This window comes from Streptomyces cahuitamycinicus (assembly GCF_002891435.1).
In the GTDB taxonomy this organism is placed as follows: domain Bacteria; phylum Actinomycetota; class Actinomycetes; order Streptomycetales; family Streptomycetaceae; genus Streptomyces; species Streptomyces cahuitamycinicus.
This window is the reverse complement of the sequence record NZ_POUC01000192.1, coordinates 1-14,373: the sequence shown is the minus strand read 5'-3', so window position 1 is coordinate 14,373 and position 14,373 is coordinate 1. Positions and strand designations below refer to the sequence as shown.

Below are 14,373 nucleotides of genomic sequence, written 5' to 3'. Positions count from 1 at the left end.
ACAGGACCCCCACCCCGCCACCCACGCCGCCGTCGCCCTGCTCACCGACCTCTACCGCGAAGATGCCTGACGCGGGCGCCAGCCAGCTCACTACATAGAGGCGCGGGCTGACACGAACCCCAGCCCATGACATCCCGTGCCATCCAACCCAGTCGCCGCAGGCCAGAGGGTTCGGGCCGAAGGAAGCGTCACGCGACTGCGTTGACAGCGAAGCTAGTCCGCGCAGGTCAGCGACTTCGACCGGACTACCTTCGCTGTCAAAGGACACGAACAGTCCGTTGACATCGAACCCACGTCCACCGGAAGGGGCGCTGGCGCCGCGAACCGTGGCTGACTTCCGCGGTGTGACGTTCATGGACTCCAGCGGCATCAACGTACTCATCTTCGCCCACCGGGCCGCCCAGGACGCTGAGGGCTGGCTGCGCCTGGCAGGTGTGCGGGAATCCGTCCAGCGCGTCCTGACACTCGTCGGCATTGACGCCCTCGTCCCCTGCCACTCCACCGTCGAAGAGGCCCTGACCAGCTGAAAACCCCATCCGGCGGCCCGGGGCGGTCCGGCGCGCTCCGTTGGCGTGGCAGGTGCTGAACATCCTGCGTCAGCCGCCCGTCCAGGCAAGCAAGGGGCAGGGACGTAGCGCCGCAAGCGGGTCACCCGGCTGTGTGGGCACCGACACCAGAAGGCAGGCGCTCGAGGTCGGTGGAGAAGCCAGGCCGTCTGACGCGGTGCGCCGCTGCGAGTGTCGTGCGCGCGAAGTGATGCGTTCCTGGCGTCGTGGCATGAAGCCCGAGGGTTGAGGGCAGATGCGATGGAATGCAGGGAACCCAGATGTATGCCACGAGCAACGCACGCGGCCGGCCTGTACGGGAGGGCGCCTCACAGCGGCCGGCCGAGGGAAGGCATCGGCGCCCTGGACGACGAGGGGGCCGGCGGCATCGCAGGCTTCTGGCCTACCGCGGCATCGAGCTGCTGCCCTCATCCGCTCTGGGAGGTCGGGTGAGGAGTGTCTGCTGCTGGTGCACATCCGCAAGGTGGTCGGGCGGGTGACCTGTCGAGCGTGCGATGAGTGCGCCGAGGGGATGATCACCGATGTCGTCCTGGACGAACCATTCCGTGACTGCGGGCTGGGCACCAGGGCGCTGTCGCATCTGCGCTCCCAGCATCCCGGTGTCACCTGGCACACCACGCTCGACAAGCGCCTCACTCGCGATCTGCTGCGCCGGATGCGCATCCCCAAGGCGAAGGTGGAAGGGACCTGCTCCCACCGTCGGTCTGACGTCGTCGTTGCCCCTGCCGGTAGTTGAGCGGTACGAGCTACTGCGGACGGTGGTGCACGGGGGCTCGGCGGCGGGACGTGGTGCCGGCGGCAAGGCAAGAGCCCTGCGTGCCGGACAGTGCAGGGCTGGCCACGGTCCCAGCCTCGACAGCATCTTCTTCGTCCATGGGCCCAGCGCGCGCCGTCAGTGGTGCAGGGCGTACGACGCAAGCTCGCGTAGCTCAAACGCCCGGGCGAGCGCGTGACCAATACGTTCGGGCCGACACTCACGACTTACTGCTGGTCACCGATGCCGGTGCTGGCGCCGCTCCTGGAGCTTCTTCATCTGCTCCTCGAGGAGTTTGTTGCGACCCTGGGTCTTGTGGCGCGCCTTGCTCCTCTGCCCGCCCTGGCCTTTGTGGAGCAGCTTGTCCGCCATGTCCTTGGCCCGCTGCCTCATCCCTTCTGCGCCCATGACCGCACCTCCGGCATAGCTGTTGGTCCTCTGCCCAGATTGGCATCCGGTCAGGGTCCTCGCATCTGGCAGCGGCGCCGTACTGTCGGGTTCAAGGTGCCGATTCCCACGTTCCCTCGGGCCTCTCGCCCGCCGGATCGAGGGCCTGGGCCAGCCGCACCAGCCCCGCCTGCCAGCAGATGGCATCAATTGCCTCAGTCAGCTGGTCACGCAGCACCCGGCAGCCGTCGTATCCCGCCGCCGGAGTCCTGACCGGTCTCTCCCCACCGCTCATACTCACCTCTACCGGTCGGCCGCGCCGCCCTGAATGCCTTTCCGCCTGCGTCGGCGGGAACACTCGCCACCGCCGAACAGACGACCATCCAGCACAACGTGTGATCGCCGCCCAGAACAACGGCCATACCCGCGGCATCACACCATCGGCCCAGCCCGCGCCCCGTGCGGCCGAGGCGGTCAGCGCCGGGCCGCAGAGCACCGGATGGCTGGCCAACCTCTCCTTCCTGGTGGACCGCGGTTCAGCGGAGCAGTTCCTGGCCGCAGCCGACGCACTCCGTAAGGAGCACCCGCACTTGGAGCTGCGAGTCAACGGCCCGCTGCCGCCCTACAGCTTCGTCGACATCCCCGCGTCACAGCAGGCCGAGGGCGGAGCCGCGGAAACATTCGGAGCCGCAGCAGCTCAGCCGACGAACGGGTAAGAACCTGCGAAGTCCTAAGCTCGGGCGGCTTCCGTCCTGCACGAGCTGATCGGCCAGGCAGCGGGGCCGGGCTGCAGGCAGGAATCTCGGGGCGGATGACGGCCGTGGACCGCTGCCGCCAGGCGTCCTTGTCGGGCTGGCCCGGCTTCGGTCTTCGACTTGCGGAATTTGTGCCGACTCGCAGACGGGCCTGGCCGACTCCTGGGCGGTTGGTGGTGACGTACATCTGCTTTTGGCGGCGGATCACCGTGTCAGCTGCGGTACACGCATCGCCGCCAGTTCAGGGCGGTTGACGTGCGATTCTCTTTCCGAGTTGCAGCCCGCCCGGCGGGCCACCGCGAAGACGACACTACACAAAGGTCCATTTTGTCATGAATGCGCGTGTGGGCTGCGTATGCCCGGATACACGGGTGAAATGGCATGGACACTGAGACGGCATGGAAGGCACAGCGGGCACACCGTGGCCGACCACGAGGTCGAGACCGGGCGGGGGACGGGTGCCGGGCCTGATGAGCAGGTGGAGCAGCGGGCCCCGGACAGTCCGAAGGACCTGCCCAAGCGCTCCTGGGGAGCGGTGCTGAAAGGCACCCTCAAAGAGTTCAAGAAGGACGAGCTGACCGACCGGGCCGCGGCACTGACCTACTACGGGATCCTGGCGCTCTTCCCGGCACTGCTGGCGCTGATCTCGCTGCTCGGGATCGTCGGCCAGTCGGCGACACAGCAGGTCCTGGACAACATCCAGAAGCTCGCTCCCGGCGCAGCGCGGGACGTCCTCACCAACGCGGTGAACCAGATGCAGGGCAACGCCGGCCTCGGCTCCATCATGGCGATCGTCGGTCTGGCGCTCGCGATCTGGTCGGCGTCCGGGTACGTCGCCGCGTTCATCCGCAGCGCGAACGCGGTCTACGACGTCCCCGAGGGCCGTCCCGTGTGGAAGGTGCTGCCGGTCCGGCTCGGTGTGACGGTGGTGCTGATGGTCATCGCCGTGATCAGTGCGGTGATCGTCGTCTTCACCGGCGGTCTGGCCCGGCAGGTCGGCACCGCCCTGGGCATCGGGGACACGTTCTTGACGGTGTGGTCGTTCGCGAAGTGGCCGGTGCTGATCATCCTGGTCACCGTCATGATCGCGATTCTGTACTGGGCGACGCCGAACGCGAAGGTCCGCGGCTTCCGCTGGATTACTCCGGGCAGCTTCCTCGCGCTGCTGATCTGGATGATCGCCTCCGCCGGGTTCGCGCTGTATGTGGCGAACTTCGCCTCGTACAACAAGACCTACGGAGCCCTCGCCGGAGTGATCATTTTCCTGGTGTGGCTGTGGATCACGAACTTGGCGATCCTCCTGGGCCTGGAGTTCGACGCGGAGATGAACCGCCAGCGCGCCGTCGCCGGGGGCCATCCGGCCGACGAGGAGCCGTATGTGGAGCCGCGTGATACCCGCAAGTGGGACGAGGACGACCGCCGCCGTTTTGAATCGTGAGCGATCCGGCTCTCCGCCGCCGCCCGGCTGATCGGCGTAACGCACGGCGTAACGCACCCTGAGGCAGCAGGTCGGTGAGCGCTAGCGCATGCCCAGCGGACATGAACGCGGAACGCTCGGCGTCATCGCGCTTTACCGGCCGTTCACTGACGGCCTTGGGTGGCGCGCTGTGCCCTGGGCAGGCGTGGGAGATGAGTTCTACTGATGGGCATCCGCGGACCGGGTTCCTTCCAGTGGGTCACACCTCCACAGCAGACGCTGCGGAGGAACTGCTGGCTCTGAGGGAGGAAAACTGTCAACTCAAGGAGGGAATTGCTGGGCCGCGCCCGTATCGACCAGGCCATGGGCGTGCTGGTCGCCTGGGGAGGTGCGGCTCCCGATGAGGCGTGGGACCTGCTGCGTGAGGTGTCGATGAACACCAACAGGAAACTGCGGATGGTGGCCGAGATTCTCGTCGGCTGGCCCGCCGGAGGGCCTCTGTTAGATGACGTGCGCGAGGCTCTCGATGCCGCTGTCGCGGCCGCTGCCAGCACGCGCCACTGTAGCTGTGGCCACTTTTGAGCGCAGCGCATGGCTGGGCGGGAGGCGCAGGGTGGGAGACCGCCGGCTGTCGGGGCCAGGCCCATGCGCCCATGTGGAACGGCGTTACCGCTGGCGCTTGTCCTCGGGCGTCTCGGCCTCGATCTTCTCCTTGCGGGCCTCGCCGGTGACGGGGACGTGCTCGCGGTGGCGCTGAAGACGCTGTGGTACGTCAGGGACGGCTGCGAGGTGGAGACCGGCGAGGTGATGGTCTTCACCGGTCCGCATTTCGCCCTGACCGTCCGTCATGGCCCGGCCGACCCCACCGGCGTGGCGGCCGGTCGGCTCGGTGAGGATCCGCAGATGCTGCGGTTCGGACCCGTCGCCGTGCTGCACGCCGTCCTGGACACGGCGGTCGACTCCTACACCGAGGCCGCCGTCCAAGTCCGCACCGACCTGACCGCGCTGGAGCGGCGCGTGTTCTCCGCGGAGCGCGAGGACTTCACCGAGCCGATCTACTCCCTCAAACGCGAGGTCCTGGAATTCCGCGACGCCGTCCAGCCCCTGGTCCCGGTCGTGCAGGACTTCGCCGGCCCCCACGCCGGGTGGCCAGAGGAGATGCTGCCGTACTTCCGCGACGTCGCCGACCACATGCACCGCACCGACACCGAGGTGCGCTCGTTGGACGAGCTGCTCAACTCCGCCCTCGACGCCCACCTCGCACGGGTGGGAACCTGGCAGAACGACGACATGCGCCGCATCTCCGCCTGGGCCGCGATCCTAGCCACCCCGACCCTCGTCGCCGGGATCTACGGCATGAACTTCGCCCACATGCCGGAGCTGAGCTGGACATACGGATACCCGCTCGCCGTCGCCGTGATGGCCGGCGCTTGCGCCCTGCTGCACCGGACCTTCCGCCGCAACGGCTGGCTGTGAACGCCAGGCACCTCCGTCGGCTGACGGAGACGCGGCGACACCACTGCCAGCCGCCCTCAAAGGGCGTCAGTCCTGGACGAGCCGATCGGCCAGACGCCGAGCCTGGGCCGAGCTGATCCTGATCCTGCTGATGTTCATCGGCCGCCTGGGACCGGTCACCCTGGTCTCGGCGCTGGCCCTGCGCGAGCGCAAACGCCGCTACCCTGCCCGAGGAGCGACCCGTCATTGGCTGACTACCTGCACAAACTGCGGCTTCGGCGCCGCAAGCGTCTCGCCGAGCAGCACGCCCAGAGCGTCGGCGACCAGCGGGTCGCGGTCATCGGCCTGGGCCGGTTCGGCTCCTCCCTCGCCAACGAGCTGATGCGGCGCGGCTGGGACGTCCTCGGTATCGACACCGACGCCCGCCTCGTCCAACGGATGAGCGACGGCCTGACCCACTCGGCGGTCGCCGACTGCACCGACCCCGAGGTGCTCCACCAGCTCGGCGTCCACGAGTTCACCAGCGCCGTGGTCGGCATCGGCACCGACATCGAGGCCAGCATCCTCATCGCCTCCAACCTGCTGGAGGCCGAGGTGCCCAACATCTGGGCCAAGGCCATCAGCCGCCAGCACGGCCAGATCCTCGAACGCCTCGGCGTCCACCACGTCGTCCTGCCCGAGCACGAGATGGGCGAACGCGTCGCCCATCTGGTCACCGGCCGGATGCTCGACTTCATCGAGTTCGACGACGACTACGCCCTGGTCAAGACCGTCGCCCCGGACACCGCCACCGGCGTCCCCCTTGGCCAGAGCCAGGTGCGCACCAAGTACGGCATCACGGTCGTCGGCATCAAACGCCCCGGCGAGGACTTCACCTACGCCAGCGCGGAGACGGTCGTCCAGAAGGGCGACGTCATCGTGGTCACCGGCAAGACCCACGCGGTGGAAGCCTTCGCCGAACTCAGCTGAGGCGTATGGAGTGCGTCAAAGGCGTCCCGGGCGCCGTTAGGGAGGCGTTAAGGACGGCCGCAGCCGCCTGGAAAGAGGGTTCCCTCTAGAGGTCCGTTCTTCCCGAACCTCATCCAGGAGCTTGCGATGGCCGACGTGGCCTTCGTCCTCACCACGATCGCGGTGTTCGCGCTTGTGGCTCTCGTCGCCAAGGGGGTGACGAAGCTGTGACCGCCGAGAACGTCATCGGACTGGTTGTGGCCGTCGCCCTGCTGGGCTATCTCGTCCTCGCCCTGATTTTCCCGGAGAGGTTCTGAGCACGCCCATGAGCTCCGTTCTTGCTGACGTGCTCCTGGTGGCCGCGCTCATCGGCGCGCTCGCCCTGGTGCACCGCCCCCTCGGCGACTACATGGCCGCCGTCTACAGCTCCACCAAGCACCTGCGCGTCGAGAAGTGGATCTACCGCTCGGTCGGTGCGAACCCGGACGCGGAGATGCGCTGGCCCGCCTACCTGCGCGGTGTCCTGGCCTTCTCCGCGGTCGGCGTGATCTTCCTGTACGTGCTCCAGCGGGTGCAGGACAAGCTGCCGCTGTCGCTCGGCTTCAAGCCGATCACCCCGGACCAGGCGTTCAACACGGCCGTGTCGTTCGTGTCGAACACCAACTGGCAGTCGTACTCGGGTGAGACGGCGATGAGCCATATCGCCCAGACCGCCGGGCTGGCCGTGCAGAACTTCGTGTCCGCGGCCGTCGGCATCGCCGTCGCCGTGGCGCTGGTGCGCGGCTTCGCCCGCTCCCGCACCGGGGACCTGGGCAACTTCTGGACGGACCTGGTGCGCGGCACCGTCCGTATCCTGCTGCCGCTCTCCGTAATCGCGGCAGTGCTCCTCATCTCGGCCGGTGCCATCCAGAACTTCGGCGACCTCCACACCATCACCACGCTGACCGGCGACAAGCAGGCCATCAGCCCCGGCGCCGTGGCCTCGCAGGAGGCCATCAAGGACGTCGGCACGAACGGCGGCGGCTTCTTCAACGCCAACTCCGCCCACCCCTTCGAGAACCCAGGCGGCTTCACCAACCTGCTGGAGATCTTCCTGCTGCTGGTGATCCCGTTCTCCCTGCCGCGCACCTTCGGCAAGATGGTCGGCAACGTGCGTCAGGGCTACGCCATCGTCGCGGCGATGGGCATCATCTGGTTCCTCGCCGTCGTCGCGGTGACCTGGATCGAATACGCCCACCCGGGCACCGCCTCACAGATCGCGGGCGGTTCCATGGAGGGCAAGGAACAGCGCTTCGGCGAGGGCCCGTCCTCACTGTTCGCGGTCTCCACGACGATGACCTCGACCGGCTCGGTCAACTCCTTCCACGACTCCTACCAAGGGCTGTCCGGCGGCGTGCTGCTGCTCGGCATGATGCTCGGTGAGATCGCGCCCGGCGGCGTCGGCTCGGGCCTCTACGGCATGCTGATCATGGCGATCATCGCGGTGTTCCTCGCCGGGCTGATGGTCGGCCGGACGCCCGAGTACCTGGGCAAGAAGATCGGCACCCGCGAGATCAAGCTGGCCGCCTGCTACATCCTCATCACCCCGGCGCTGGTGCTGATCGGCACCGCGGTGGCCATGGCCCTGCCGGACGGCAAGGAAGCCATGACCAACATCGACGCGCACGGCTTCTCCGAAGTCCTGTACGCCTACACCTCCGCCTCCAACAACAACGGCTCCGCCTTCGCCGGCTTCGGCGCGAACACCCCCTTCTTCAACACCACGCTGGGCCTGTGCATGACGCTGGGCCGGTTCCTGCCGATGGTGTTCGTGCTGGCCCTGGCGGGCTCGCTGGCCGAGCAGAAGCCCATTCCCGCCACCGCGGGCACCTTGCGCACCGAGAAGCCGCTGTTCACCGGTCTGCTGGTGGGCGCGATCATGATCATCACTGGTCTGACGTTCTTTCCGGCCCTCGCGCTGGGCCCGCTCGCCGAGGGGCTGGCGGCATGACCACCAACACGAAGAAGCAAGAGGACCCGATGTCCACGGTTACCCCGGCCCGGGCACCGCACAAGGACGTACCGACCGGACACAAGCACCCCGAGGGCCGCGTCGGCGCCGGTCTCTTCGACCCCAGGCAACTGGTGAAGTCGCTGCCGGACGCGTGCCGCAAGCTCGACCCACGGGTGATGGTCAAAGCGCCCGTCATGTTCGTGGTCCTGGTCGGCTCGGTGGTCACCACCGTGCTCGCGATCAAGGATCCGGGCGACTGGTTCGGCTGGGTCATCACCGCCTGGCTCTGGCTGACCGTCGTCTTCGCCAACCTGGCGGAAGCGGTCGCCGAGGGCCGAGGCAAGGCGCAGGCCGACACCCTGCGCAAGGCCAAGACCGACACCGTCGCCCGCCGCCTCGCCGGAGACGTCGATAAGCGGGTGCCGGGCACCGAGTTGAGGATCGGCGACCTAGTCGTATGCGAGGCCGGCGACATCATCCCCGGCGACGGTGACGTCGTCGAGGGCGTCGCGAGCGTCGACGAGTCGGCCATCACCGGCGAGTCGGCGCCCGTGATCCGCGAGTCCGGCGGTGACCGCTCGGCCGTCACCGGCGGGACGAAGGTCCTCTCCGACCGCATCGTCATCAAGATCACCACCAAGCCCGGTGAGACGTTCATCGACCGGATGATCAACCTGGTCGAGGGCGCGGCGAGGCAGAAGACGCCGAACGAGATCGCGTTGAACATCCTGCTCGCCTCGCTGACCATCGTCTTCCTGCTTGCGGTGGTGACGCTGAAGCCGTTCGCCATCTACGCGGGTGCCGACAAGCAGACCTCGATGATCGTTCTCACGGCTCTGTTGGTCTGTCTGATCCCGACCACGATCGGCGCGCTGCTCTCGGCGATCGGCATCGCGGGCATGGACCGGCTGGTGCAGCGCAATGTGCTGGCCATGTCGGGGCGGGCGGTCGAGGCGGCCGGTGACGTGTCGACACTGCTGCTGGACAAGACGGGCACGATCACGCTCGGCAATCGGCAGGCAGCCGAGTTCGTTCCGGTGCGCGGGATGACGGAGGCCGAGGTCGCCGATGCCGCCCAGCTGTCGTCGCTGGCTGATGAGACTCCCGAAGGCCGTTCCATCGTCGTACTGGCCAAGGAGAGGTACGGGCTGCGTGAGCGTCATCAGGGGGAGCTGGCCGGCGCCGAGTGGATCGCTTTCACCGCCCAGACCCGGATGTCGGGTGTGGATGCCGAAGGGCGCAAGGTCCGCAAGGGCGCGGCCGGGTCGGTCATCGCCTGGGTGCGGGAACAGGGCGGCGAGGTCGCCGAGGACGCGGACACCATCACCAACCGCATCTCCGAGGCCGGCGGCACTCCGTTGCTGGTCGCCGTCCGGGATGACCAGGGCGCCCGCGTCCTGGGTGTCATCCACCTCAAGGACGTCGTCAAGGACGGCATGCGGGAGCGGTTCGAGGAACTGCGCCGCATGGGCATCACGACGATCATGATCACGGGCGACAACCCGCTGACCGCTAAGGCGATCGCGGACGAGGCCGGGGTCGACGATTTCCTCGCCGAGGCCACACCCGAGGACAAGATGGCCCTCATCAAGCGCGAGCAGGCCGGTGGCAAGCTGGTTGCGATGACCGGCGACGGCACGAACGACGCGCCCGCGCTCGCGCAGGCGGACGTCGGTGTCGCCATGAACACGGGTACGTCGGCCGCGAAGGAGGCCGGCAACATGGTCGACCTCGACTCCAACCCGACCAAGCTCATCGAGATCGTCGAGATCTTCAAGCAGCTCCTCATCACCCGGGGTGCGTTGACGACGTTCTCCATCGCCAACGACGTCGCCAAGTACTTCGCGATCATCCCGGCGATGTTCGCCGTCGCCTACCCGTCGCTCGACAAGCTCAACATCATGGGGCTGGCCTCGCCGGAGTCGGCGATCCTGTCGGCCGTCATCTTCAACGCGCTGATCATCGTCGCGCTCGTACCGCTCGCCCTGCGCGGCGTGCAGTACCGGCCGATGAGCGCGGACAGGATGCTCCGTCGCAATCTCGGCTTCTACGGCCTGGGCGGGCTGATCGTCCCGTTCATCGGCATCAAGATCATCGACGTACTCATCTCGCTGATCCCCGGGATCGGATGAAGGACATGAACACTTCTGTGGTGAACACCGCGCGGATGCTGTGGGCCGCGCTGCGCATGCTGCTCGTCCTCACCCTGGTGACCGGCGTCATCTACCCGCTGGTGGTGACCGGCATCGGGCAGGCCGCCTTCCATGACCAGGCCAACGGCTCGATGGTAAAGGCCGACGGCAAGGAGGTCGGCTCGAGGCTGATCGGGCAGAGCTGGAGCATCAAGGGCACTGACAAGCCGGACCCGAAGTGGTTCCAGGGCCGTCCCTCCAACAGCGGCTACGACCCGCTGGCCACCGGCTCCAGTCAGCTGGGCGCCAGCGACCCGACCCTGGTCAAGCACGTGCAGGCGGCGAAGAAGCAGGTCGCCGAGTTCAACCGTGTCTCCGAGTCCGAGGTGCCCGTCGACGCGGTCACCGGCTCGGCCTCCGCCATCGACCCGGACATATCCCCGCAGTACGCGGACATCCAGGTCAAGCGGGTCGCCGAGGCGAACGGGCTGACCGCCGCCCGGGTCGAGAGGCTGGTCAAGGACCATACTCAGGGCCGTACGCTCGGCTTCCTCGACCAGCCGCGCGTCAACGTCCTCGAACTCAACATCGCGCTCAAGGAAGCGGCCAAGAACTGATGGCCCTTGCAGGCAGGACCGCGACCAGGGGCCGGGGGGCTTCCGTCCCCCGTCCCCCGGCGCGGCTCCGGATGCCTGACCGAAGAAAGGAAGGCCGCACTCCGATGACCCGGGTGCTGGTGGTGGAGGACGATCCACAGCTCGTACGAGCCCTCGTGATCAACATGCGGGCCCGGCAGTACAGGGTGGACGCGGCGCCGGACGGCACCACGGCCCTCCGGCTCGCCGCCGCGCACCGGCCCGACGTGGTCGTGCTCGACCTGGGGCTGCCCGATATGGACGGAATCGAGGTGATCAAAGCGCTGCGCGGCTGGACCCGGACACCCATCCTCGTCCTGTCCGCACGCCGCACGTCAGAGGAGAAGGTCGCCGCCCTGGACGCGGGCGCCGACGACTACATCACCAAGCCGTTCAGCATGGACGAACTGCTGGCCCGACTGCGGGCCGCCGTCCGCCGCACCGAGGCCGTGCCCCTGGCCCCCGAGGCCACTGTCGTCGCGACCGACGACTTCACCGTCGATCTGCTGGCCAAGAAGGCCAGCCGCGCTGGCCGCGACATCCGGCTGACCCCCACGGAGTGGCATCTGCTGGAGATCCTGGTGACCAGTCCCGGCCGCCTGGTCACGCAGAAGCAGCTGCTCCAGGAGGTCTGGGGCCCTATGTACGCCAACAATTCGAACTACCTCCGGGTGTACATGGCCCAGCTCAGGCGCAAACTCGAACCGGACCCCGCCCACCCCCGCTACCTGATCACAGAGCCGGGCATGGGCTACCGCTTCGAGACCTGACCCGGCGGCGATCCTCCCCCATCCGCACGACAGCAGAGACGAGACCATGGCACGCGGCAAGCTCCGGATCTACCTCGGCGCGGCACCGGGCGTCGGCAAGACCTACGCCATGCTCTCCGAGGCGCACCGCCGTATCGAGCGCGGCACCGACTGCGTGGTCGCCTTCGTCGAGCACCACCACCGGCCGCGCACCGAGGTGATGCTGCACGGCCTGGAGCAGATCCCCCGCAAGGAACTGCAATACCGCGACACCACGTTCACCGAGATGGACGTGGACGCCGCCCTGGCCCGGCGCCCGCAGGTGGCCCTGGTCGACGAACTCGCCCACACCAACATCCCCGGCTCCCGCAATACCAAGCGCTGGCAGGACGTCGAGGAACTGCTTACGGCCGGGATCGACGTCGTGTCGACGGTGAACATCCAGCACCTGGAGTCCCTGGGCGACGTCGTGGAGTCGATCACGGGCATACGGCAGCAGGAGACGGTCCCGGACGAGGTCGTGCGCCGGGCGGACCAGATCGAGCTGGTCGACATGTCCCCGCAGGCGCTGCGCCGCCGCATGGCGCACGGCAACATCTACAAACCCGACAAGGTCGACGCGGCGCTGTCCAACTACTTCCGGCCCGGCAATCTCACCGCCCTGCGCGAGCTGGCCCTGCTGTGGGTGGCCGACCGGGTCGACGAATACCTCCAGCAGTACCGCAGCGAACACCAAGTGACCAAGATCTGGGGCTCGCGCGAGCGCATCGTCGTGGGCCTGACCGGCGGACCGGAGGGCCGCACGCTGATCCGCCGCGCCGCCCGGCTCGCGGAGAAGGGCGCCGGCGGCGAGGTCCTGGCCGTCTACATCGCCCGCAGTGACGGCCTGACCTCCGCCTCCCCGAAGGAACTCGCCGTTCAACGCACCTTGGTGGAGGACCTGGGCGGCACCTTCCACCACGTCATCGGCGACGACATCCCGGCGGCCCTGCTGGAGTTCGCCCGCGGGGTCAACGCCACCCAGATCGTCCTCGGCGTCTCGCGGCGCAAGGGCTGGCAGTACGTCTTCGGCCCGGGCGTCGGCGCGACCGTCGCCCGGGACTCCGGCCCCGACCTCGACGTCCACCTCATCACCCATGACGAAGCGGGCAAGGGCCGCGGACTGCCCATCGCCCGAGGCGCACGGCTCGGCCGGGCGCGGATCATCTGGGGGTGGATCGTCGGCGTGGCCGGCCCAGTGCTGCTCGCGCTGCTACTGACCCACATCGCCGCAGAGCTCGGCCTCGCCAACAACGTCCTGCTGTTCCTGTCACTGACGGTGGCCGCGGCCCTGCTCGGAGGTCTGCTCCCAGCACTGGCCTCGGCGACTGTCGGGTCAGCGCTCCTCAACTGGTTCTCCACCCCTCCCGTCCACACCTGGACTATCGCCGATCCGAAGAACATCGTCGCGATCGCCGTCTTCTTCGCGGTGGCCGCCTCGGTCGCCTCTGTGGTGGATCTGGCCGCCCGGCGCACCGATCAGGCGGCCCGGCTACGCGCCGAAGCCGAGATCCTCTCCTTTCTCGCCGGCAGTGTGCTGCGCGGCGAGACCAGTCTGGAAGCCCTGCTGGAGCGCGTGCGGGAGACGTTCGGAATGGAGTCGGCAGCGCTGCTGGAACGCGAGACCGACCTCGCCCCGTGGACCTGCGCGGGCCGCGTGGGCGCCGCGCAGCCGGTCAAGCGACCCGAGGAGGCGGACGTGGACATGCCGGTCGGCGACCACATGGCCCTCGCCCTGTCCGGCCGCGTCCTACCGGCCTCCGACCGCCGGGTGCTCGCGGCGTTCGCCGCCCAGGCGGCCGTCGTCTTGGATCGCCAGCGGCTCCAGCATGAGGCCGACCAGGCCAAGGAGCTGGCTGAGGGCAATCGCATCCGCACCGCCCTGCTCGCCGCCGTCAGCCACGACCTGCGCACACCCCTCGCCGGCATCAAGGCATCCGTCTCCTCCCTACGCTCCGACGACATCGCCTGGTCCGAGGAAGACCAGGCCGAGCTGCTGGCCGCGATCGAGGACGGCGCCGACCGCCTCGACCACCTCGTCGGCAACCTCCTCGACATGTCCCGCCTCCAAACCGGCACACTCACCCCGCTCATCCGCGAGGTCGACCTCGACGAGGTGGTCCCCATGGCGCTCGTCGGTATACCGGACCCCGAGGCCGCCGTCGTCCTGGACATCCCCGAGACACTGCCGATGGTCGCCGTCGACAAGGGCCTGCTGGAACGCTCCGTCGCCAACGTCGTGGAGAACGCGGTCAAGTACAGCCCCGACGGCGAGCCGGTGACCGTCTCGGCCAGCATCCTCGCCGACCGCGTGGAGGTCCGAGTCGTGGACCGCGGCCCTGGCGTCCCCGACAAGGCCAAGGACCGCATCTTCGAGCCCTTCCAGCGCTACGGCGACGCCCCGCGCGGAGCCGGTGTGGGCCTGGGGCTCGCAGTGGCGCGCGGCTTCCTCGAAGCCATGGGCGGCACCCTCACCGCCGAGGACACACCCGGCGGCGGCCTCACCATGGTCCTCACCCTCCCCGCCGCCCCCAGCCACACAT

14 protein-coding genes are annotated in these 14,373 nt (G+C 68.3%); 13 read left to right on the top strand and 1 reads right to left on the bottom strand.

From position 1 onward, the window contains the following. Nucleotides 1–326 precede the first annotated feature (326 nt). Both C1J00_RS24140 and C1J00_RS24135 read left to right on the top strand, forming a co-directional pair. A complete protein-coding gene (locus tag C1J00_RS24140) occupies nt 327–527 on the top strand; it encodes an STAS domain-containing protein (RefSeq protein ID WP_245936482.1) in 201 nt (66 codons plus the stop codon). Nucleotides 528–1,014: 487 nt separating this feature from the next. Then, nucleotides 1,015–1,302: an N-acetyltransferase gene (locus C1J00_RS24135; protein ID WP_102911149.1), complete on the top strand. Its 288-nt coding sequence runs from the start codon at nt 1,015–1,017 to the stop codon at nt 1,300–1,302. Between the two features lie 255 nt (nt 1,303–1,557). On the opposite strand, the gene C1J00_RS45435 is transcribed toward C1J00_RS24135, so the two are convergent. Continuing rightward, a complete protein-coding gene (locus tag C1J00_RS45435; protein ID WP_180989675.1) occupies nt 1,558–1,728 on the bottom strand; it encodes a hypothetical protein in 171 nt (56 codons plus the stop codon). Nucleotides 1,729–1,907: 179 nt separating this feature from the next. Between C1J00_RS45435 and C1J00_RS46965 the strand changes: the two genes are divergently transcribed. From C1J00_RS46965 to C1J00_RS24080, 11 genes are all read left to right on the top strand, one after another. Beyond that, the gene (locus C1J00_RS46965; protein ID WP_245936481.1) at nt 1,908–2,423 is read left to right on the top strand and encodes a GvpL/GvpF family gas vesicle protein; all 516 of its coding nucleotides are present in this window, start codon (nt 1,908–1,910) and stop codon (nt 2,421–2,423) included. Between the two features lie 415 nt (nt 2,424–2,838). Beyond that, on the top strand, nt 2,839–3,900 hold the full coding sequence (locus C1J00_RS24125) for a YihY/virulence factor BrkB family protein (protein ID WP_102911148.1): 1,062 nt from the start codon (nt 2,839–2,841) through the stop codon (nt 3,898–3,900). A 312-nt stretch (nt 3,901–4,212) separates the two neighbouring features. Further along, nucleotides 4,213–4,461, top strand: coding sequence for an ANTAR domain-containing protein (locus C1J00_RS24120; protein ID WP_245936480.1), 249 nt, complete (start codon nt 4,213–4,215; stop codon nt 4,459–4,461). 63 nt (nt 4,462–4,524) lie between these two features. After that, complete coding sequence (locus tag C1J00_RS24115; RefSeq protein WP_245936479.1) at nt 4,525–5,355, top strand: magnesium and cobalt transport protein CorA; 831 nt, start codon at nt 4,525–4,527, stop codon at nt 5,353–5,355. 225 nt (nt 5,356–5,580) lie between these two features. After that, nucleotides 5,581–6,303: a potassium channel family protein gene (locus C1J00_RS24110; protein ID WP_102911147.1), complete on the top strand. Its 723-nt coding sequence runs from the start codon at nt 5,581–5,583 to the stop codon at nt 6,301–6,303. Nucleotides 6,304–6,509: 206 nt separating this feature from the next. Next, nucleotides 6,510–6,599, top strand: a complete 90-nt coding sequence (gene kdpF, locus C1J00_RS24105) for a K(+)-transporting ATPase subunit F (protein WP_037667570.1) — start codon at nt 6,510–6,512, stop codon at nt 6,597–6,599. 8 nt (nt 6,600–6,607) lie between these two features. Beyond that, nucleotides 6,608–8,272, top strand: a complete 1,665-nt coding sequence (gene kdpA / locus C1J00_RS24100) for a potassium-transporting ATPase subunit KdpA (RefSeq protein ID WP_102911146.1) — start codon at nt 6,608–6,610, stop codon at nt 8,270–8,272. Then, a complete protein-coding gene (kdpB, locus tag C1J00_RS24095) occupies nt 8,269–10,407 on the top strand; it encodes a potassium-transporting ATPase subunit KdpB (RefSeq protein ID WP_102911145.1) in 2,139 nt (712 codons plus the stop codon). The genes kdpA and kdpB overlap by 4 nt, the downstream gene beginning before the upstream one ends. A gap of 5 nt (nt 10,408–10,412) precedes the next feature. Then, on the top strand, nt 10,413–11,024 hold the full coding sequence (kdpC, locus tag C1J00_RS24090) for a potassium-transporting ATPase subunit KdpC (RefSeq protein ID WP_180989674.1): 612 nt from the start codon (nt 10,413–10,415) through the stop codon (nt 11,022–11,024). 104 nt (nt 11,025–11,128) lie between these two features. Further along, the gene (locus C1J00_RS24085) at nt 11,129–11,812 is read left to right on the top strand and encodes a response regulator (protein WP_102911143.1); all 684 of its coding nucleotides are present in this window, start codon (nt 11,129–11,131) and stop codon (nt 11,810–11,812) included. Between the two features lie 46 nt (nt 11,813–11,858). Then, on the top strand, nt 11,859–14,373 hold a 2,515-nt coding region (locus C1J00_RS24080; protein WP_102911142.1), incomplete at its 3' end, for an ATP-binding protein.

Bases quoted from the DNA above. Each gene is read 5' to 3' on its own strand.
- C1J00_RS24125 (WP_102911148.1), top strand. From the start codon at position 2,839: ATGGCATGGACACTGAGACGGCATGGAAGGCACAGCGGGCACACCGTG.
- C1J00_RS45435 (WP_180989675.1), bottom strand. From the start codon at position 1,728: ATGGGCGCAGAAGGGATGAGGCAGCGGGCCAAGGACATGGCGGACAAG.
- C1J00_RS24115 (WP_245936479.1), top strand. From the start codon at position 4,525: ATGCGCCCATGTGGAACGGCGTTACCGCTGGCGCTTGTCCTCGGGCGT.
- kdpB (WP_102911145.1), top strand. From the start codon at position 8,269: ATGACCACCAACACGAAGAAGCAAGAGGACCCGATGTCCACGGTTACC.
- C1J00_RS24085 (WP_102911143.1), top strand. From the start codon at position 11,129: ATGACCCGGGTGCTGGTGGTGGAGGACGATCCACAGCTCGTACGAGCC.
- C1J00_RS46965 (WP_245936481.1), top strand. From the start codon at position 1,908: ATGGCATCAATTGCCTCAGTCAGCTGGTCACGCAGCACCCGGCAGCCG.
- kdpC (WP_180989674.1), top strand. From the start codon at position 10,413: ATGAACACTTCTGTGGTGAACACCGCGCGGATGCTGTGGGCCGCGCTG.
- kdpA (WP_102911146.1), top strand. From the start codon at position 6,608: ATGAGCTCCGTTCTTGCTGACGTGCTCCTGGTGGCCGCGCTCATCGGC.